This window comes from Serratia sp. H402Y (assembly GCF_051172415.1).
Lineage (GTDB): Bacteria > Pseudomonadota > Gammaproteobacteria > Enterobacterales > Enterobacteriaceae > Serratia > Serratia ureilytica.
Genome location: NZ_JBPIYZ010000002.1, coordinates 544,370 through 564,451 on the forward strand (window position 1 = coordinate 544,370; position 20,082 = coordinate 564,451).

9 protein-coding genes are annotated in these 20,082 nt (G+C 64.3%); 3 read left to right on the plus strand and 6 right to left on the minus strand.

Features of this window, described 5'->3' with window-relative positions; genetic code table 11:
- Window positions 1–58 precede the first annotated feature (58 nt).
- The 3 genes from ACSBQS_RS16610 to fes are packed head-to-tail and all read right to left on the minus strand — an operon-like array spanning window position 59 to window position 5,596.
- Entirely contained in the window at window positions 59–4,003 is a 3,945-nt protein-coding gene (locus ACSBQS_RS16610) for an enterobactin synthase subunit F (RefSeq protein ID WP_434991218.1), read from the minus strand.
- A gap of 32 nt (window positions 4,004–4,035) precedes the next feature.
- Complete coding sequence (locus ACSBQS_RS16615) at window positions 4,036–4,242, minus strand: MbtH family protein (protein ID WP_033644173.1); 207 nt, start codon at window positions 4,240–4,242, stop codon at window positions 4,036–4,038.
- Window positions 4,217–5,596, minus strand: coding sequence for an enterochelin esterase (fes, locus tag ACSBQS_RS16620; protein WP_074446879.1), 1,380 nt, complete (start codon window positions 5,594–5,596; stop codon window positions 4,217–4,219). Before fes ends, ACSBQS_RS16615 begins: the two co-directional genes overlap by 26 nt.
- 282 nt (window positions 5,597–5,878) lie before the next feature.
- Here fes and ACSBQS_RS16625 point away from each other — a divergent pair, with 282 nt between their 5' ends.
- A complete protein-coding gene (locus ACSBQS_RS16625) occupies window positions 5,879–8,161 on the plus strand; it encodes a TonB-dependent siderophore receptor (RefSeq protein ID WP_434991222.1) in 2,283 nt (760 codons plus the stop codon).
- A gap of 220 nt (window positions 8,162–8,381) precedes the next feature.
- On the opposite strand, the gene ACSBQS_RS16630 is transcribed toward ACSBQS_RS16625, so the two are convergent.
- The 3 genes from ACSBQS_RS16630 to ACSBQS_RS16640 form a co-directional block, all read right to left on the minus strand.
- On the minus strand, window positions 8,382–9,614 hold the full coding sequence (locus tag ACSBQS_RS16630; protein WP_033641583.1) for a YncE family protein: 1,233 nt from the start codon (window positions 9,612–9,614) through the stop codon (window positions 8,382–8,384).
- 47 nt (window positions 9,615–9,661) lie between these two features.
- Window positions 9,662–12,571, minus strand: coding sequence for a condensation domain-containing protein (locus ACSBQS_RS16635; RefSeq protein ID WP_434991225.1), 2,910 nt, complete (start codon window positions 12,569–12,571; stop codon window positions 9,662–9,664).
- 78 nt (window positions 12,572–12,649) lie between these two features.
- Window positions 12,650–14,743: a TonB-dependent receptor gene (locus tag ACSBQS_RS16640; protein WP_033641581.1), complete on the minus strand. Its 2,094-nt coding sequence runs from the start codon at window positions 14,741–14,743 to the stop codon at window positions 12,650–12,652.
- Between the two features lie 535 nt (window positions 14,744–15,278).
- Here ACSBQS_RS16640 and ACSBQS_RS16645 point away from each other — a divergent pair.
- The gene (locus ACSBQS_RS16645; protein WP_434991227.1) at window positions 15,279–16,889 is read left to right on the plus strand and encodes a condensation domain-containing protein; all 1,611 of its coding nucleotides are present in this window, start codon (window positions 15,279–15,281) and stop codon (window positions 16,887–16,889) included.
- A gap of 64 nt (window positions 16,890–16,953) precedes the next feature.
- Window positions 16,954–20,049: an amino acid adenylation domain-containing protein gene (locus tag ACSBQS_RS16650; RefSeq protein ID WP_434991228.1), complete on the plus strand. Its 3,096-nt coding sequence runs from the start codon at window positions 16,954–16,956 to the stop codon at window positions 20,047–20,049.
- Window positions 20,050–20,082 lie beyond the last annotated feature (33 nt).

The window sequence follows — 20,082 nt, forward strand, 5'->3', positions numbered from 1 at the left end:
AGAAACGCCGCCAAACGCGGGGCAATCCCCGTGCCTGGCGGCGAGATGACGGGCGTCATTACAGCGTGCGCAAAATCCGGTTCAGCAGCGGCCCCAGCACTTTGAACGACACCGGCGAAACGATATCGACATGCGCGCAGTCGAGTTCGTGCGCCTGCAGCGCATCGACGTACTGCGACCAGGTCTGCTGCACGTCCATCCCTGCCTGCAACGTGCGTTTGGCGACGAACAGCGTCGCCTGGCCGTGGAAGCGGGCGGTCCGCGTGTGCGACAGCAACCGCACCGAATCGGCGTAGTTGGCTTCGATGTTGTCGAACATCAGGGTGCGCGTCTCGCCCAGCGCCGGATCGAGCGTATCCTGCGACACCGCCAGGAACTGTTCGCGCTCGCGCTGCACTTCCTTCAACACGTTGTCGTCCAGCATCACGTCCCAGTTTTGGGTCTCCGGCGGATAGGTATCCAGCAGGCCGAGGAACGCCACCTGCTCGCCGCGCGCCTGCAGCCGGGCGGCGATGCCCTGGGCCAGCGTGCCGCCCAGCGAGTAGCCGATGAAGTGGTACGGCCCGTGCGGCTGCACCTGCAGCACCGTCTGCAGGTGCGCCTCCACCACCTGGTCCATGTCTTCGCTCAGCGCCAGCGGGCCGTCCGGCCGCGGCGACTGAATGCCGACCAGCGACCAGTGCTGATCGAGATAGCGCGGCAATACGCTGAACTGCCAGGAGAAACCGGACGCCGGATGCAGACAGAACAGCGTCGGCCCCTCGGTGACGCGCAGCGGCAATACGCTGTCGAAGCCACTGCGATCGGCCTCTTCCTGCGTGCGATCTTCCGCCAGCAAGGCGGCCAGTTGCTCGACGCGCGACGCCACCATCACCTGGCCGACGGACACCGCCTTGCCCAGATCGCGGCGCAGCTCGGCCGCCAGACGCATCGCCAGCAGCGAATGGCCGCCCAGCGCGAAGAAATCGTCGTCGGCGAACACCTGCTCGCGCTGCAGCAGGCGGGCGAATACCGCGGCGATCTCGCTTTCCAACCCGGCCTGCGGCGGACGCCCTGCCTTGCGCTCACCGCCCTGCGGCTGCGGCAGAGCCTTGCGATCCAGCTTGCCGTTGGCGCTCAGCGGCAAATCGCGCATTTCCACCAACGCCACCGGCACCATGTGCGGCGGCAGACGGTCGGCCAGCGCCGCGCGCAGGGCTTCCGCATCCCAGCTCGCGCCAGGCTGCATCACCAGATAGCCCACCAGCTGGCGCGCATCGCCGCCGGCGTCCACCGGCGTGCCCTGCAGCACCCGCGCGTGCGTCACCGCCTGGCGCACGCCCGGCAGCGACAGCAGGGCGTGGTCGATTTCACTCAGCTCGATACGCTGCCCGCGGATCTTCAGCTGATCGTCGCTGCGGCCCAAATATTCCACCGCGCCGTCCGGCAGCCAGCGCGCCACGTCGCCGGTGCGGTACATGCGCCCCCCCTCACCGAACGGATCGGCGACAAAGCGGCTGGCGGTCAGATCCGGCCGGCCAAGGTAGCCGTGCGCCAACTGGACGCCGGTCAGATACAGATCGCCCGCCACGCCCGGCGGCACCGGCCGCAGACGCGCGTCCAGAATGCGCAGCCCGGTGTTCCACACCGGCAGGCCAATCGGCACGTTGGCGCCGGTCACCTTCGCCAATGCCTCGCCGTAGGCCGGATGCCAGGTCACGTCCACCGCCGCTTCGGTCGGGCCGTAGAGGTTGTGCAGCGGCACCGCCGTGCGGCTTTGCCACAGGCGGCACAGCTCCGCCGGCAGCGCTTCGCCGCTGCAGAACACCTGGCGCAGCGCGGCGCAGCTCGCCACCGCCGCGTCGTCGTCCAGGGCGGCAACGAAAGCCGCCAGCATCGACGGTACGAAGTGCATCGTGGTAATGCGGTGTTGGGCGATCAGCTGTTGCAGCTGCTGCGGATCGCGGTGCGCCTCCGGCGGCGCCATCACCAGCCGGGCGCCGACCATCAATGGCCAGAAGAATTCCCACACCGAGACATCGAAACTGCACGGCGTTTTCTGCAGCACCGCGTCGTTCGCCCCCAGCGGATACTGGTGTTGCATCCACAGCAGGCGGTTGACGATCGCCTGATGGCCGACCAGCACGCCTTTCGGGCGCCCGGTGGAACCGGAGGTAAAGATGATATAGGCCGCATGGTCCGGCGTCGGGCCCGCGATCGCCACCCCGGCGGCGTGATCGGCCGCCAGCGGCGCGTCATACAGCAACATGTCGCCCTTGTCGGCGAAACGCGCCTGCTGCGCCGGGTGAGTGATGATCAAGCGGGGCGCGGCGTCTTCCAGCATCATCGCCAGCCGCTCGTCCGGATAACCGGTGTCCAGCGGCAGGTAGGCGGCGCCCGCTTCGACGATCGCCATCAACGCCAGCGACAGGAACACCGAGCGCGGCAGCGCCACCGCCACGATGTCGCCCGGCCGCACGCCCTGCGCCACCAGTTGGCGCGCCAGCGCCGTGACCTGCTCGCGCGTTTCGCGGTAGGTGAAGCTGAAATGCGCATCCGCCAACGCCGGCGCGTCCGGCGTGGCTTGCGCCTGCTGCGCCAGCAATTGGCTCAGCGTGGTCGCCGGCACCGGATGCGCCGTGTCGTTGATCCGCGCCAGCAGCGCGCGATCGTCGGCGGTCAGCATATCGGCCTCGCCGATCGGCAACGTTGCCTGCGCGGCGAACTGCGCCAGCAGCAGCGGCAACCGTTGCAGGTGCGCCTGCAGCTCCTGGCGGCTGTAACGTTCGGCATTGGCCAGCAGCTCCACCTTCAATTGGTGGTGTTCATCGATAAACAGCGCAATCTCCAGATCGCGCACCGGCCCGGAGGCCAGATCGTGGGTAATGCCCTCGATGCCGGCGAAATCCAGCTGGTAATCGAACATTTTGAAGTTGAAGACCGTGCCGTACAGCGGTTCGCCGTCGCCGATGCGCCCCAGATCGCGCTGCACCTGTTCGGCGTCGTAGCGCTGATGGCGGCGCACCGTTTTCAGCTCACGGCTGATGCGTGCGGCGGCCTCATACAGCGTGGCCTGCGGCTCGAGATGCATCTCCATCGGCAGCACATTGATCACCGGGCCGGCGGCGCACAGGGCGGCCGAGCCGGTACGGCGCATGAAGATAAAACCGGCGCTGAAGCTCGGTTGGCCGCTCAGACGCGACACCCACAGCGCCACCAACGCCACCGCCATATCGGCGGCGTTCAGCTTCTGCTGCGCGCCACGCTGCACCAGTTCGGCGAAGGCCTGCGGATCGCAGCGCTGTTCCAGCCGGTGGATGCGCGGCGTGGGCGTTTGCCCGGCCAGCGGCTGCGGGCAGATCGTGGCCGGCGGCGGCAGCTGCCGCGCTTTTTCGCGCCAGAAATCGGCGTCGCGTTGCCAGGCCGGCGCCTGCCGGTAAGCCTGGTATTCCGCCACCACGTCGCTGAACGCCGTGAAAGGCGTCGGCTCCAGCGCGTCGCCGCGGCAAAGATGGGTATAAATCGCCGCCACGCGGCGAGCGATGGCGGTGAAGCTGAAACCGTCCACCAGCAGATGGTGATAACGCTGATACCAGAACCAGCGATCGTCCGCCAGGCGCATCACCACATGGCGATACAGCGGTGCGCCGTTGCCGGCGCGCAGATCGCTCGCCAGATCGATATCCATCAGCGCGCGAGCGGCGGCTTCGGGATCCGACGACGTCGTCAGATCGACAAGTTCCGGCGCATGCACCGCCAGCGAGTCATCCAGCCATTGCACCGGCACGCCGTCGCGTTCCGCAAAACGCAGCCGCAGCATGTCCACCTCGCCGAGACCCCGGGTGATGGCCTGCAGCAGGGGCTCCACGGCGACGGGGCCGTTGAGTTCGATGGCATGCGCCACCGCGTAAGCATTGCGATGCGGAGAGATTTGATCGGCGACCCAAATGCCGGGTTGCGCCGCGACCAGCGGCCATTCGCCCGCAAGCGCCGGGCCGCTGAGAGAGTTAGGGGTGTGTGACACTGCTTATTGCTCCCGTGATTACCAGGCGCCGGTCACGCCTTGCGTGCTGCGACCGGCAGAATATCTTGCCAATGCTGTTCCAGCCACTCGGCGCACTCGGTGCGCGCCGCCGGGCCAAATACGATCGTCCAATCGGGTGGAATGGCGCGGAAATCCGGCCACAAACTGTATTGTTGTTGTACGTTGCGCAGCACCAGGCTGCGCTGCTGTTGATCATCGAACGGATTCAGGCTTTCCATCCTGCGTTCCTTGTGCCGCCGTCGTTACCGATGCCGGATAAGCGGTGGCGAAAGCGGAAGCCCACACCGCCTGCAGCCCGTCGGTCAGGCCGCTGCGCCAGCACAGCGCGTCGTGCCCGCCTTCCACCACCCGGTAGTGCACCCGATGGCCGGCTTCGCTCAGGCGCACCGCCATTTGCCCGCTGACCTGATGCACCAGCTTTTCCTGCGTACCGGCTTCCATAAATACCTTCAGCGCGCCGTGGTTGCCCAGGCCGTGGCGTTCGACCTGTTGCATCAACCAGCAGGCGTCGTCGGGAATGCTCGGCAGCTGCAGCATGTCGCGCCGCGGCCACCAATAGGAGCCGGACTGGGTGATCACCGCGCCGAAGCGCTGTGGCCAGCGCAGCCCGGCGTACAGAGAGGCCAGGCCGCCAAAGCTTTGCCCCGCCACCACCGTCTCGGCCGGATTGTCGCTGTGCGGCGCCCATTCGGCCAGTTGCGGCATCAGTTCTTCCTGCACCGCCAGCCAGAAATCGTCCTTGCAGGTCAGCTCACGCGCCCGGTGCGGCAGATCGATAATGTCGATCAGCACATACACCGCTTCCGGCAACGCCCCCTCGCGGGTCAGTTGCATCAACGGCGCCCAGACCGGCATTTGCTTCGCCCAGAACTGGCCGTCGAGCAGGATCGCGAGCGGGCGTTCGGCCGGCTTGCTGTCGCCGGTGGTGTAGATCCAGACATCGCGGCTGTTGCCCAGACGCTCGCTCTGCCAGGTATGGCGCTGCAAACGCGCCGGCAGCGGCGGCGTGCAGCGCCCGCTGGCGATCTCATACTCATCGAACGAGCGCCACACCGGCTGCGGCGGCGCATCCGGCATATGCAGACCGGAAACGCTGTGGCCGCTGGCGCTTTGCCAGGAGCGATAGGGGTTGAGCAGATCGGGAGTGGCGCAGGCGAACACCTGGTGCCACCAGTGACGCAGGTTGTGCATGTTGGCGTGCGCGTCGTCGTCGCTGAACGCCGGCGGCCGCTCGTCAAAACAAGGAATAAAGCAGTAGCTGCCGCGCCAGGCGCCGTTCAGCTCGGTCTGCCAGTACCATACGTCGGTACCGGCCAAACGCAGCAGGCTTTGCGGCGGATTCGGCTGATGGTGGTCGGTCAGGCAGTTGATGTTGATCCACACCCGGCGGTAGGCAGAAGTCAATTCACATCCCTGCGGATCGCGCCAGAAAAAGGTGGTTCGCCACCGGCCGTTACCCGCCGGTTCTACCCATGGCGTACCGCGTCGTGCCACCGTCAACCACCACCCTGGACTGCCCGCATTGCTGCTGGCCAATAATCTGCTGCTTTCTGATTCTAGTTCTGTATTCACAACGCCTACCCATTTTGTAGTTGGCGGCACCGGGAACGTCGACTTTTCCCTATCGCCGGCCACCGCCCGAACACACTGTAGGCCAAATACTATTGATAATAATTTGCATTTGCAATAGTGTGTAAGGCTTGGAGATCGTGCTGGTATTGCGCGCAACGGACAGGGATCGGGGATACATCAATGGCATCCCTTGCCGCAGCCGATTTTCTATTCCGACTACACAAAAACTACAACCGCCTTTCCCCCATTCGGCGAGGGAGGGCAGCAAGGTAGGGCACTCAAATGAAAAGCAAGCTATCACGTTATTCTTTGGCCACTCTTATCGGCTTGGGATTGGGCGCGTCCGCGTTCGCCAACGCCGCGCAGCAGACCGACACCCCCACCACGGAAGAAAACAGCGGCACAGCGGATAAAAAGCCGCGCGGCGAAGACACCATCGTCGTGACCGCCGCCCGGCAGAACCTGCAGGCGCCGGGGGTATCCACCATCACCGCCGACGAGATCAAGAAACGCCCGCCGGCGCGCGACATCAGCGAGCTGATCCGCACCATGCCCGGGGTTAACCTGACCGGCAACTCCACCAGCGGCCAGCGCGGCAACAACCGCCAGATCGATATCCGCGGCATGGGCCCGGAAAACACCCTGATTCTGATCGACGGCAAACCGGCCTCCAGTCGCAACTCGGTGCGTCAAGGCTGGCGCGGCGAACGTGACTCACGCGGCGATACCGCCTGGGTGCCGCCGGAAATGATCGAACGCATCGAAGTGCTGCGCGGCCCGGCTGCGGCGCGCTATGGCAACGGCGCCGCGGGCGGCGTGGTCAACATCATCACCAAGAAGGCCGGCGATGCGCTGCACGGCTCGCTGAACGGCTACTTCAACGTGCCGCAGCACAAGCAGGAAGGCGCCACCAAGCGCACCGATTTCAGCCTGTCCGGCCCGCTGAGCGATTCCCTGAGCTTCCGCCTGTTCGGCGGCTACAGCAAAACGCAGGCCGACGCCTGGGACATTAACGAATCGCACAAATCCGAACGCGTCGGCGCCTACGCCAACAGCGTGCCCGCCGGGCGCGAAGGGGTGGTCGATAAAAACATCGACGCCCTGCTGCACTGGGATTTCGCCCATCTGCAGTCGCTGGAGTTCGAATACGCCTATGGCCGCCAGGGCAACCTGTACGCCGGCGATACTCAGAACACCAACACCAACGCCCTGGTGCAGAACAACTACGGCAAAGAGACCAACCGCATCTACCGTGAAACCTTCGGCCTGACCCACCGCGGCGCCTGGGACAACGGCGTGAGCACCAACAACTACGTGCAGTTCGAACGCACCCGCAACACCCGTATAAACGAAGGGTTGGCCGGCGGCACCGAAGGCATCTTCGATACCAAGAACACCGGTTTCGGCACCACCAAGCTGGATGACTTCCTGGCGCACAGCGAAGTCAGCGTGCCGTTCGAGCTGGGCGTCGCGCAAACCGCTACGCTGGGTACCGAGTGGAGCCAACAACGCATGAAGGACGGCACCTCCACCAGCCAAACGCTGATGGGCGGCACCATTCCCGGCATGACGACCGGTACGCGCAGCCCTTACGCTTCCGCGCATATCTTCTCGCTGTTCGCCGAAGACAACATTGAACTGACCGACACCACCATGCTGACACCGGGTTTGCGCTACGATCTGCATTCGGAATCCGGCAACAACTGGAGCCCGGCGCTGAACCTGTCGCAGGAACTGGGCGACTACTTCACGCTGAAGATGGGCATCGCCCGTTCCTACAAGGCGCCGACCCTGTTCCAGACCAACGGCAACTATCTGCTGTACAGCAAAGGCCAGGGATGCGCCGGTAGCGATACCAGAAACGGCTGCTACCTGCTCGGCAACGACGATCTGAAGGCGGAAACCAGCGTCAACAAAGAGATCGGGTTGGAGTTCCATAACAACGGCTGGCTGGCCGGCGTGACCTACTTCCGCAACGATTACCACAACAAGATTGAAGCGGGTAACTCCCGCATCGCCACCAGCAGCACCGGCACGGCGGTCTATCAGTGGGAAAACGTGCCGAAGGCGGTGGTGCAAGGGCTGGAAGGCTCGCTGAACGTGCCGGTCAGCGAGACCGTCACCTGGAGCAACAACGCCACCTACATGATCGAGAACAAGAACAAGACCACCGGCGATTACCTGTCGGTGATCCCGAAGTTCACCGTCAACTCGACCCTCAGCTGGCAGGCCACGCAGGATCTGTCGATGCAGTCCACCCTGACCTGGTACGGCCGGCAGAAGCCGAAGAAGTACAACTACCAGGGTAAACCGGCCACCGGCGGCGAAACCCGCGAGGTTAGCCCTTACGCCGTCGTCGGCGCCAGTGCGACCTATGATCTGACCAAAAACGTCAGCCTCACCGCCGGCATCGACAACCTGTTCGATAAACGCCAGTTCCGCGCCGGCAACGCGCAGAACGTCGGCGACCCGAACACTGGCGCGATCAACATCGCCGGTGCGGGCGCGGCCACCTACAACGAACCGGGCCGCACCTACTACATGAGCATCAACACCCACTTCTGATGACATGAACCAACGACAAAGGGGTGCTCAGCACCCCTTGAGGTAAATGACAAAGCGGATGACGTTGCCGGGCTTTCATTAGGCGACAGATAGAAAACAAGGAAAATCAATTCATTGATTTTCGGCTGATAACCACAAAGGAGGAAAAACCACGCTTTTTCCTCCTTTGTCAGCCACGAGAAAGGGCGCCGCGGCGCCCTTTTTTTATCTTTCCATTCAGTTATTTGGTGTGTAGCTGAATGCGCACCACGCTTTCGGCTTTGCCGGCCTTGGTGGCAGCGCCGTCGTTTTTCACCGTTACGAACAGCGCATCGCCTTTCGGATCCAACGCCAGGCTGTTAGGGTGCGGCGGCAGGTCTACGGTTTGCAGGCGCTTGAGGGTCTTGGCGTCGAACACCGTCAGCGTCCCGGCGCCGTGATCCACGCGCACGCCCTTGCGGTTGGCGACATACAGCCGCTGGCTGCGCTCGTCGAGCAGCAGACCGATCGGCACTTCATCCGTCAGTTCGCTGGCCAGCACCTTGCCGCTGTCCGCATCCAGCGCAAACACCCGGTGGCCGCTGCTGCGCTTCACGTAGTCGCGCCCCAGATGATGGTTGCGGTAGTCGTCGCGGTCGATGCCCTGATCGACGCCCAACAGGCGGTTGCTCGCCGGGTCATACACCAGGTTCAGCAACTGATCGGCCTGCACCTCGTGCGTGGCGGCGATCGCCAGCGTGTCGGCGTTCAGGGTGATCACCTGCCCCTGCATGTTGGAGACGAACACCCTGCGGCCCTTCTCATCCAGCGTGATGCCCACCGCGTTGTAACCGAAGCCCGGGATCACTTTTTCCAGCTTGCCGGCCTTGGTATCGACCACGTACAGCACGCTGTCGACGCCGAAGCCCAGCCCCGGCAGGAACAGGCGGCCGCTTTGCGCGTCATATTTAATCTCGCGGATGCGGTACAGGTAGTCCTCAGTGATCTTGAACTTCTTCAGCTCCGCCAGCAGGAAATCCAGGCGCTTGCCGCTGATGCCCGCCTGCTTGTAGGCCTGCTCCAGCACCGCTTTATCCAGCAGCTTGATGCTGTCGAGCGCATGGTTGGTGGTGGTGTCCACCACCCCGACTTCGCCGTTGAAGGCCTGCGTCAGGTACAAACGGTTGCCCGCATCGTTCAGCGCCACGCCGAAGCCTTTCACCTTCAGCGGGATCTCCGCCTTGATCGCCAGGGTGTTGGGATCCAGCCGCAGCACGCGGGAGCGCGCTTCTTCCTTCCAGTCCGGCGCGCTGACGAACAGCGCCTGCTGCGAGGTGCTGTAGGCCATCTCCACCACCGCCGACGACAGCGCCTGGCGCTTGATGTCCTGCGGTTTGATGCCGGCATCGTCCGCCTGCGCGGCGCCGGCGACCACCAGAGAGGCCGCCACCAGCAGCGACAGTAACGCGCGCGGGGTTGCTAGGGTTCCAGACATCCTTTTATCTCCTTGAAAATCATGCTTTCGGTTAGAGTGAAACAACGTCATGCCTGCGGCCCGGGCGGCAGCGCCGCCAGAGCGATATCACCAGCGATGTGCTGCGCAAACTGGGTAAAGACATGCTGAACGCCGTCGGCGATCAGAGTGGCCTGCTCCCTGCTGTAGTGATCCTGGCGATAGGTCATCATCACCCGCAGGGATTTCTTCCCGGCCAGATCGTCTTCCATCACCTCAAACTGCAGGCCGAGCAGCGATTCGGCTTTCTCCGGCTCCACCTGACGGTAGGCGATCGCACGGCCGTCCTGCAGCCGGAACTCGCCGTTCAGCTTGATGCGGCTGTGGATCTGGATGAACACTTCGAACATGTGGTTTTTGCGGTCGGCATCCACGCCGAACAGCCCTTCTTCCACCAGGTCGATCGGAATGTCGGTGTACGGCAGCGAGCCATTGATGGTGTTTTTCACCTGACTGACCAACCCGGCGACCGTCAGCCCTTCGTCGAAGCGCACGCGGTGCACCACCACGGTGGTGAAGTAGCCGACGGTATCGAAGAACTCGGCGTCGTTACGGCCGGAGGTCGAAGTGCCCACCAGCAGATCCGCCGGGCCGCCCAGCAGGCGCAGCGCCGAGGTAATCCCGGCATACACTACGTTAAACAACGAAGCGTTGTTGCGGCGAGCGAGCTGATACAGGCCTTCCGCCACGGCGGGATCGACCTCGAACTCCAGCCAGCCGCCGTTGACGTCCGCCGGCGCCGGCACCGCCGGATGGGTGGACGGTTCTTGCCGGAAGATCGGCTGGCCGACCGGCGCGCCGCGCAGCGCGTCGAGCCAGTAATCCAGATGTTGCTGCTGCACCCCGGAGGCCCGCTGCTGCCGGGCGAAGGTGTGGAACTGTGGCGGCTGCCCATGCCACTGCGGCGCCTGGCCGACGACGCGATGGCGGTAGGCGACGCCCAGCTCATCCATCATCAGGTTGAGCGACCATTCATCCAATACCACGTGGTGGAACAGCAGCGACAGCAGCTGCTGGCCGTTGTCCGCATCGCGCAGCAGCGTGACGCGCAGCGGCAGCTCGGCGGCCAGATCGAAACGGTGCTGGCCGGCGTCGGCCAACAGGGCGGCGGCGTTGCCCGCCGGCGTTTCCTGAGAGAAGCGGAACCATTGGTAATCTGACAGTTCGGCAGCCGGCACCACCACCTGCACCACCTCGCCCTGCTGCTCGACGAAGCGTGAACGCAGCACGGTATGGCGAGTCATGACGTCGATAAACGCCTGACGCAGCGCCGTTTCATCCACCTCATCGAAGAAACGCAGAGAGAACGGCAGGTTGAAGATCTCGTCATGACCAAAGGCTTCATACACCTTCCACAACGATTCCTGCGCCAACGACAGCGGCGCCTGCGCCCGCTCATGATCGTCGGCGGTCGTCAGTGCGGCATTCGGCTGCGCGACGTTCAGGCGTTTGGCGTACCCCGCCAGCCCGCGCGCCGTCGGATGGCTGAACAGATCGTTAATGTTGATTTCGATCTGATGCAGGCTCAGCAAGCGGCCGATCACCCGGGTGGCGACCAGCGAATGGCCGCCGCGATCGAAGAAATCTTCATCCAGGGTCATTTCCGGCGCCGCCAGCGCCTCGCTGAACGCCTGCAAAATCAGTGATGCAATGCTTTCGTCCGCGTCGCCGTTCGCCACCGACGCGGCCATCGCCGGGGAAACGGCCTCAGCCGCCGGCAATGCGACGGCAATCCGCTGCCCGGCCAGGAACGCGCTGAACTGCTCCAGCAGGAAAGGCGCCGCGTGCGGAGACAGACGCGGATCGGTGACCAGCTCCAGCGTCAGCGTTTCCGCCTCGGGCGAGCTCAACAGCAGCGCCAGTTCAAACGGCGTATGCAGCGGCGGCAGCAACAGGCGTTCGGCGTGAACGCCTTCCAACCGCCACTCTGCAGCCAGATCGTCGCGCCAGGCCACCAGCAGCTGCGCCCGCTGCGGATCCGGCTGTTCAGCCACGGGCTGCGCCAGCAGCCGTTGCCCGGCATCGCCGTCGCCGTGACGTACGGTCAGGCGCATCAGCGGCGCTGCCGTCAGGCCCAGCTCCAGACCGACGCACTCCGCCGTTTCTGCCGCCGGCACGCACAGCTGCACCGCTTGCCCGCCGGCCTGCGCGGCGATGAACTCGGCAAAACGCGCCGCCACCGCCGCCAGCAACACCCGCGGCGCGTCATTGGCGGGCAACAGCGAGCGCGCAATGCGCGTGACCACGCGCCCACCCACCGGCGGCAACGCTTCAGCACGCTGCGCCGGGCTGCGGTAATCCTGCAGCGAGACCGCCTGGCGCGCCCAGGGCAGCTGTGGCTCCGGGATTTCCGGCGGCTCGACCGGCTCCGCCGCGAAAGGCAGAGGCATCGCATCTCCGTTATAGCGGGCGGCCAGCATCGCCGGCAGATGGCGCCACGGCAGCGTTTCCGCCAGGATGTCATGCAAGACCGCGCCCAACATCACGTCACCGCCCGGCGTGAGCAACAGCAAGAAGCGCAGCGGCGCTTCGCCTTCCAGTTCAAACGGCGCCGCCTGCGCCTGCAGCAGGCAATCCATGGCGTGTTGTTCATCCGCCACCTGACGCAGGCTCACCGGCAACGGCGCCGAATCGGCGGCGCGTTTAATCAGACCGTTTTCATCATCAAAAACGTAATGCACGTTCACGCCCGGCGTTTCCCGCACCAGCGCCTGCAGCGCCGCCGTCAGTTGGGCGATATCCACCTCTCCCGTCAGGCGCCAGGCCAGCGCCCGCTGCCCGCGTGCGTCACCCTGCTGCAGATGGGCAAACCATGCCCGTTCTTCGGCTTCGCTTACCGGCCGCTCGCCGTTCGCCGCCCCCGCGCCCAGCGCCTGAAACGCGCTCTCCAGCCGCTGGGCCTCTTCATCGCTCAGAATGCTGTCAAAATCACCGATCACTGCGTTATCTCCTTTGCCCGGCCGTGCCGGGATAGCGCATAAAACGGGGGACATTCGTCCCCCGTCACCGCGATAGCGTTAGAAAGTCAGCTCAACCGCTGCGCCGACCAGGCGGCCTCGCTGGAGCGTCGCCGTGTAAATGTCATTGCTTCTGACCATCTCGCGGCGGTCGGAATCAAACAGGTTTTTCGCATACAGCGTGGCGCGACCGTAGTCAAAGGTGTAAGCCAGCTGGGCGTTGGCCGTCCAATAGGAGCCGATGCGCCCGCGCGAGTCGTTGTCGTATTGCGAATAGTAGGAGTCGGTAAACGCCACGTTGCTGCTCAGCTCCCACCCTTTCAGGAACTGATATTTGGCGCCCATGTTGGCGGTGTAAGCCGGCGCGCGCGCCAGCTCATGCCCTTCCACGCCGCTGCCCGAGAACTTCTTGATGTCGGTTTTCAACAGGCCGAGGTTGCCGAACAGTTCGAAATCCCAGCGCGGCTGCCAGGTAGCGCCGATTTCCGCGCCGTAGGTTTCCACCTTGTCGGCGTTGCGGATCACGCTGGAGTTCTCGCCCAGCGAGTACGGCAGCTGCATATCCTTGTAATCGTTGTAAAAGATGTTACCCGTCAGCACCACGTTGGCGTCTTTCAGGTGATGGCGGGTGTACAGCTCGTAGTTCCAGACATACTCGGAACCGTAGGTGTAGCTGACCACCGGCGTACCGATCGTGATGCCGCCGCCGCCGGCGTTATAGCCGCGTGCGATCTTGGCGCCGTAGGTTTGGGTATCCGTCGGTTTCCAGGCCACGTCCAGCTTCGGCAGGAACACGGTGTAGGTTTCATCGAAATCGATGCGCACCGCCTGGCTGCCACCGTCTCGGCGACGATGTTCGCGCTCCAGACGGCTGGCGGCGGTCACATCCACCTGCGGCGTCAGCGCATAGGTCAGCTCGGCGAACGCCGAATGGGTATCGGTCTTATCCTTGAAGGTCGAGCCGCCGAAGATGTTGACGAACTCATCCTGCGTGCCGTGGAAGTAACGCAGCCCCGCCAGCCCGTGCAGGCGGCTGTCCGCGCCGCCGAAGCGCACTACCGGCTCCACGTGAACTTCCTGGCCGTCGATCTCGGCGTATTGGATGTTGTAAGCGGTCGGACGGTTGATGTTGAAATCGGTGTAGATAACGCGGTTTTCCAACGTCAGTGCGTCGGACTGCTCCCAGGCCAGATCCCAGATGGTGCTGTTCATGTTGCTTTTGAACACGGCGCGGCGCGGATCGTGGCGCGGGTTGGTCGGATGCGGCTGAGGGTTGAGGCTTTCGTTCTGCGGCGCGGTGCTGCCGAAGTGGTTGAAGGTCAGCTTGGTGGTCAGATCGCGCAGGCCGGCCGGGTTGAACAACAGCTTGGCGCGGGCGGTGGTGGCTTCCACTTCGCGCGGATCGCCCACCGGCGCATAGGCCGGCAGATCGGCTTCGCTGCGGCGGCGCTGGCGATCGACGCTGACGCGGAACGCCAGCTGATCTTCCACCAGCGGGCCGGACGCCATGGCCGCCAACTGTGAAGAGTGCTGGTTGCCGGCCCCGCCCTTGAAGGCGCTTTCCCACTCGAAGGTCGGATCCTTACTGGCCATGACGATGGCGCCGGCGATGGCGTTGCGCCCCTGGATGTAGCTTTGCGGGCCGAGGAACACTTCGACGCGATCCAGATCCCACAGCGACTGCGGACCGAACGCCTGTTCGTTATAAGTCAGCGAACGGCCGTCCAATGACAGATTGAGGCGCGGGCGGGTGCCGCTGAGGAAAGCGTTGGCGCCGACGTTCGGGCCGGAACCGTCGATGCCGCGCACGGTCGGCAGTTCGTTGCCGATGCCCAAATCCACCACGTTGGGGGTCATGCGCAGCAGATCGGGGATCTGCACCGCATCGGGCATCGAGGCGATGCGGTTGCTGTCGAACACCTGCACGCTGGAGCCGGTGTCGAAAATGGACCGTTTGATCTTCTCACCGGTGACCAGCAGCGTTTCCGCGTCCTGGTAGGTTTCGTTGCTCTTGGTTTCCGCCGCGTTGACGTTACCGATCGCCAGTGAACAAACCCCTAAAAATACGGAGGAAAATGCCCCAATGGCTTTCAACCCCGCCTTTTCCCCGTTTCCTACGCTTTCATGCCGTTGAGCCGCAAAATGCTTGCCCATAGATGTCTTCTCCTTTCATCCCAGAGGTGCACAAAATTTGATTTTTTTTTACACAACCTACATCGACACTCACACAGATCATGACGCTGCGGCCTTCCCGGCCTTGCTGTTGCTTATCCCTGCGGCAAACCCATGTCTTTCGCGGCCGAACGGGCGCGGCCCCGTCCACGGCCAAGCCGCCGGCGGAGCGGCCGGCAGCTTGTATAAAAACGTAAAATAATGTTAAGAATGATAATATTTTGCATTTTCTAATGCAAATCATTATCAACAAAGGTGTGAGGGCTGACAAGATAACTGCCAGAAACCCTTATACTTTCGCAGGAAAAACGAGCGCTGCAATAACAAGCAATCATTTCAATGCTAAGAATAATATAGATAAATTATTCACACCCAACGCCCTCTCTGCTCGGTGTTGCTAAAACGCCTTATAGATAGCACCCGTGCGCCAAATGGATCAAATAATAATAATTTTCATTCCTATTAACATTTGGATATATTCTTGCAGTCTCGTTGGCTGAATCAAAATGGATACCCGATGAAAGCGTTAACCACGATGCAGGCCGCCTATTGGGTAGGCCGACAGTCCGCTCCCCCTCTGGGCGGCATGGCCGCCCACCTGTATGCGGAGTTCGACGGCGGCGAGCTGGATGCCGCTCGGCTGCGCCAGGCCGTAGAGATGTTGTACCTGCATCATCCGCTGCTGCGCCTGCGCATTACCGACGATGGCCGACAGACGATCGCGCCCCCCGGTCCCCGGCATACCTTGCATCTCGACGACTGGCGACACGCCGATGAAGCGACGCTGGCGGCCGCGCTCGCCGCCAAACGCCAGGCGAAAAGCACCCAGCTGCTGCCGCTGGAACAGGGCGTTCCCTGCGATATCAGCCTGAGCCTGTTGCCGGAAGGGCGCAGCCGCCTGCATGTCGATCTCGACATGATCGCCGGCGATGCCATGAGCTTTCGCCTGTTGATGGAGGATCTGACGGCGTTTTATCACCGGTGTCCGCCGCCCCCCTCCGATGACGCGCCACCGGCCTACTTCGAACACCTCGAACGACGCGACGCCGACGACGGGCTACGCCAACGGCGCGAACGCGGCCAGCGTTGGTGGCGTGAACGCCTGGCGCAGGTGCCGCCAGCGCCGCGCCTGCTGCGCACGCCGGACCGCTGCCGCAGCGATCGCCTGGCCATCCAGTTGAATGCAGAAGAAAGCCGCGCGTTGGAAAGCGTCGCCAAACGGCACCACACCTCCCTCTCGACGCTGTTTCTGGCGCTGTTCGCCCTGGCCGTCGGCCAGGGTTGGAATATGACGCGCTTCCGGCTCAACGTGCCGCTGTTCCACCGCGAGAGCGAACGGGAGGACGCGCATCGCCTCATCGGCGATTTCTCTAACCTGGTGCTGCTCGGCGTGGAGCTGAACCCGACGGAAAATCTAAGCGCCTTCTGCCGGCGCCTGATGGCGCAGCTGGCGGAGCTTATCGAGCATGCGGATTACCCCGGCGTGAGCGTAATGCGCGATCTGTCGCGTCTGCACGGCAGCCTGCAGCCTTCGCCGGTGGTGTTTACCGCCGGTTTCGGCATCCGCGGCAAGACGCTGTTTTCCGAACGGGTCACCGACACCTTCGGCCGTCTCGGCTGGGTCATCTCTCAAGGCCCGCAGGTTGCGCTGGATGCGCAGGTCGCCCACGTCGACGACGGCATTCTGATCAACTGGGACGTACGGCAGGACGCGTTCCCCGAGCAGGTGCTGCCGCGCCTGCTGGCCTGTTACCGGGCGCTGCTGCACCTGGCCGCACGGCAAACGGAGGCGTTCGATCGCCCGCTGTCGCAGCTGTTGGCGCAATGTACGCCCGACGCGCTGGCGCAGCAGGCGCCGGTGCGCCAGGTGCTGCACCGGCTGCTGACGCGGGTGGCCCCCGAGGCAGGCTTGCACGACCACGACGATATCCACCGCTTGGCCCTGCCGGATGCCGGGGTGAACGCGCTGCTGACGGTGCTCAACAAGTATCTGGCGGCGGCGCTGACGGCGCAGGATCTGGCGGCGCATCCCTCTCCGGCGGCGCTGGCGGCATTGATCTGCCAACGCTCGCCCGAGGCAGGACGGAATGCGAAAACGCTGCTCGCCGCGTTGGCACCGCAGCACTGAGATCGGTTTCCGGGCGCGCAGCGCCCGGCTCGTTTTAATCGGTTAGCGACTATAGGGAAGTACCATGGAGACACCATTAACCGCACTGCAGCAGGCCTATCTTCTGGGCCGCAGCGATCGATGGCCGCTGGGCGGCGTGGCGATGCACGACTTTCGCGAATACCGCGCCCGGCAGCTGGACGTACCGCGCCTTGAAGCGCGCCTGGCCGAGCTGGTACAGCACTACCCGGCGTTGCGCACCTGCATCGATGTGCAGCGCGGCACGCAGCACGTGCGCCCGGAAATCACGCTGCATCTGGATCGCCACGACCTACGCTCGCTGGATGACGAAGCGGCGCAGCGCCAGACGGAACAACTGCGCGAGCGTTACTCCCACCAGCGCCACGATCCGAGCCAACCGCTGTGGCGCATCGCCGTGATCCAACTTGCCGAACAGCAGGATCCGACGGGATCGCCGTACGATACGCTGATCTTTACCAGCTTTGATGCCTTGATCCTCGACGGCCAGGGGATCTCCGCCGTGATCGCGCGCCTGTTCGACGATCGCCCTCTGACGCCGACCACCGCCGCGCTGCCGCCCCCCGCCGCATCGGCGGCGCAGCGCCAGGCCGATGCCGCCTACTGGCGCGAAAAGCTGCAGGATGTCACCACCCCGTCGGCGTTGCCGTGGCGCGCCCCGCTCGCCAATCTCACCTCATCACGCTATCGCCGCGCCACCCTGACGCTGCCGCGCGATACGATAAAACAGCTCGGCCGCCTGGGATCGCCGCATGCGCTGCTGCGCAACAGCCTGCTCTCGGCGCTGATCCTCGATACGCTGGCCCACTGGACCACCGACGGCGAGCTGTGCGTCGGGGTGCCGGTGGCGTTCCCCGCCGCCGACGGCGCGCTGGGCAACGCCTCCAGCTTCGTGGCGGTGCGCTATTCGCGCTATGGCGAAGACTTTATCCAGCGCGCGCAAGCCTTGCAGGACGATGTGCTCGGCGCGCTCGATCACCTGGCGTTTTCCGGCGTCGATCTGGCGCGTCAGTTGCTCGGCCAAAGCCAGGGCGGCCCGGCGCTGCCGGTGATCCTGACCAACTGTTTAGGTTGGGAAACGCTGCCGGCCGAGGCGCCGGTGCGCTTCCACGATGGCCTGACCCAAACGCCGCAGGTCGCCATTGATATCCGTCTGACGCTGGACAGCGAAAAAAACCTGCAGCTGTGCGTGGATTACGCCGAGCAGGCGCTGCACGGCGAGCAGGTAGCGGCCATGCTGGCGGCCTTGCAGCGGCGCATCCTGCACAGTTGCCAACGCGCCGATCTGGCGATCGCCCCGCGAGATTTCATCGATCTGGCGCATTACCGCCACAACGACAGCGAAGCGAATTACGCGCCTTATCCTTATCTGGCGCAGCTGGCCGAGCGGCTGTTCGGCGCGCATAACGGCGGCAACGCGCTTATCTGTGGCGAGCAGACGCTGACCTATCGCAAGCTGGGCCAGCGGATCGCCACGGCGATCGCCAACCTGCAGAGCCGCGGCGTACAGCCGGGCAACGTGGTGGCGCTGTATTTGCCGCGCAGCCCGGAACAGATCATCTTCAGCCTCGCCTGCGCCCTGCAGGGGGTGATCTGGGTGCCTATCGACATCAACTCGCCGCCGGAGCGCACCGCCTACCTGCTGGAGAACTGCCGGCCGACGCTGGTGGTGCACGGCGGCGATCTGGAGACGCCGATCGGCGTGACGCCGGCTACCCTGCTGACGCCGACGGATCGCGCGCCCGCGCTGCCGGATGAACAGGCGTTGGCGGAACGCAGCGCCAGCCAGGCCGCGAGCTATTACCTGTATACCTCCGGCACCACCGGTAAACCCAAGTGCGTGGTGCTCAACAACCGCGCCACCGCCAACGTCGTGCACCAAACCCAACAGCGCTGGAGAGTCACCGCCGACGACGTCTTTATTTCCGTGACGCCGCCGCACCATGACATGTCGATGTTCGATCTGTTCGGTTCGCTGTGCGCCGGCGCCACGCTGGTGCTGCCGGCGCCGCATCAGGAAAAAGACGCCATCAGTTGGAACCAACTGGTGGAAAAACATCGGGTCAGCCTGTGGTGCTCGGTGCCCGCCATTCTGGAGATGCTGCTCACCTGTAAAACGGCCGACAGCCTGCGCTCGCTGCGCTTGGTGGCGCAGGGCGGCGACTACATCAAGCCGGCGACGGTGCAAACCCTGCGCACCCTGCGCCCGGATCTCGCGCTGTTCTCACTCGGCGGGCCGACCGAAACCACCATCTGGAGCATCTGGCACCCGATCGCCCCGCAGGAGAGCGGCACCGTGCCTTACGGCCGCCCGCTGCCGGCCAACCGCTATTTCATCTGCCATGACGACGGCAGCCACTGCCCGGCCGGCGTGGTCGGCCGCATCCATACCGCCGGGGTCAACCTGGCGTTGGGCTACCTGGAGCAGGGGGAGCTGAAGCAGCACGACTTCGTCACCCTCGCAGGGCCGGACGGGCAGCCGCTGCGCGCTTTCCGTACCGGCGATCAGGGCTATTACCGTCCGGACGGCAACATCATGTTCGCCACCCGGGTGAACGGCTATGTGAAGATCCGCGGCGTGCGCGTCTCGCTGCCGGAAATCGAAGACGTGCTGCGCCGCCATCCGGCGATCCGGGATATGGTGGTCGTGGATTATCCCAGCGGAGAGAACAACGAGGCGGCGCTCGGCGCCCTGTATCTGACCCGCGACGGCAAGCCGCTGCCGCTGTCCGAGATCCGCGCCTTCGCCACCGGCTATCTGCCCTGTACCCATATTCCCACGCGCTTTATCCACGCCGAGGCGCTGCCGCTGTCTGCCAACGGCAAAACCGACCGCCATCGTATCCGCGCCGACCTGAGCCAGCGGCAAACCGCGCCGGCGCTGAACGCCTGCGCAGCCCCGCCGCCGAACGCGCCTTTGGCGCGCAGCGCAGAGATCCTGACCATCTATTGGCAGGCGATCGGCGTGACGCCGCGCCCGGAATGGGGAGAAGAGACGGCGTTTATCGCCATGGGGCTGAAGCTGCCGCATATCAAACAGGTGGCGGAGCGCCTCAATGACGCTTTCGGCACCCGGCTGGTGAGCAGTGCGCTCTTGCCGTGCAAGAATGCGCGCGAAGTGGCGGCGTTACTGACCAGCTGAAGCCACACCACTCGGGCGGGGATATCCCCCGCC

Coding starts and splice junctions, on each gene's coding strand:
- ACSBQS_RS16615 (WP_033644173.1), bottom strand. CDS start 4,242: ATGGAAAGCCTGAATCCGTTCGATGATCAACAGCAGCGCAGCCTGGTG.
- ACSBQS_RS16625 (WP_434991222.1), top strand. CDS start 5,879: ATGAAAAGCAAGCTATCACGTTATTCTTTGGCCACTCTTATCGGCTTG.
- ACSBQS_RS16630 (WP_033641583.1), bottom strand. CDS start 9,614: ATGTCTGGAACCCTAGCAACCCCGCGCGCGTTACTGTCGCTGCTGGTG.
- ACSBQS_RS16640 (WP_033641581.1), bottom strand. CDS start 14,743: ATGGGCAAGCATTTTGCGGCTCAACGGCATGAAAGCGTAGGAAACGGG.
- ACSBQS_RS16645 (WP_434991227.1), top strand. CDS start 15,279: ATGAAAGCGTTAACCACGATGCAGGCCGCCTATTGGGTAGGCCGACAG.
- ACSBQS_RS16650 (WP_434991228.1), top strand. CDS start 16,954: ATGGAGACACCATTAACCGCACTGCAGCAGGCCTATCTTCTGGGCCGC.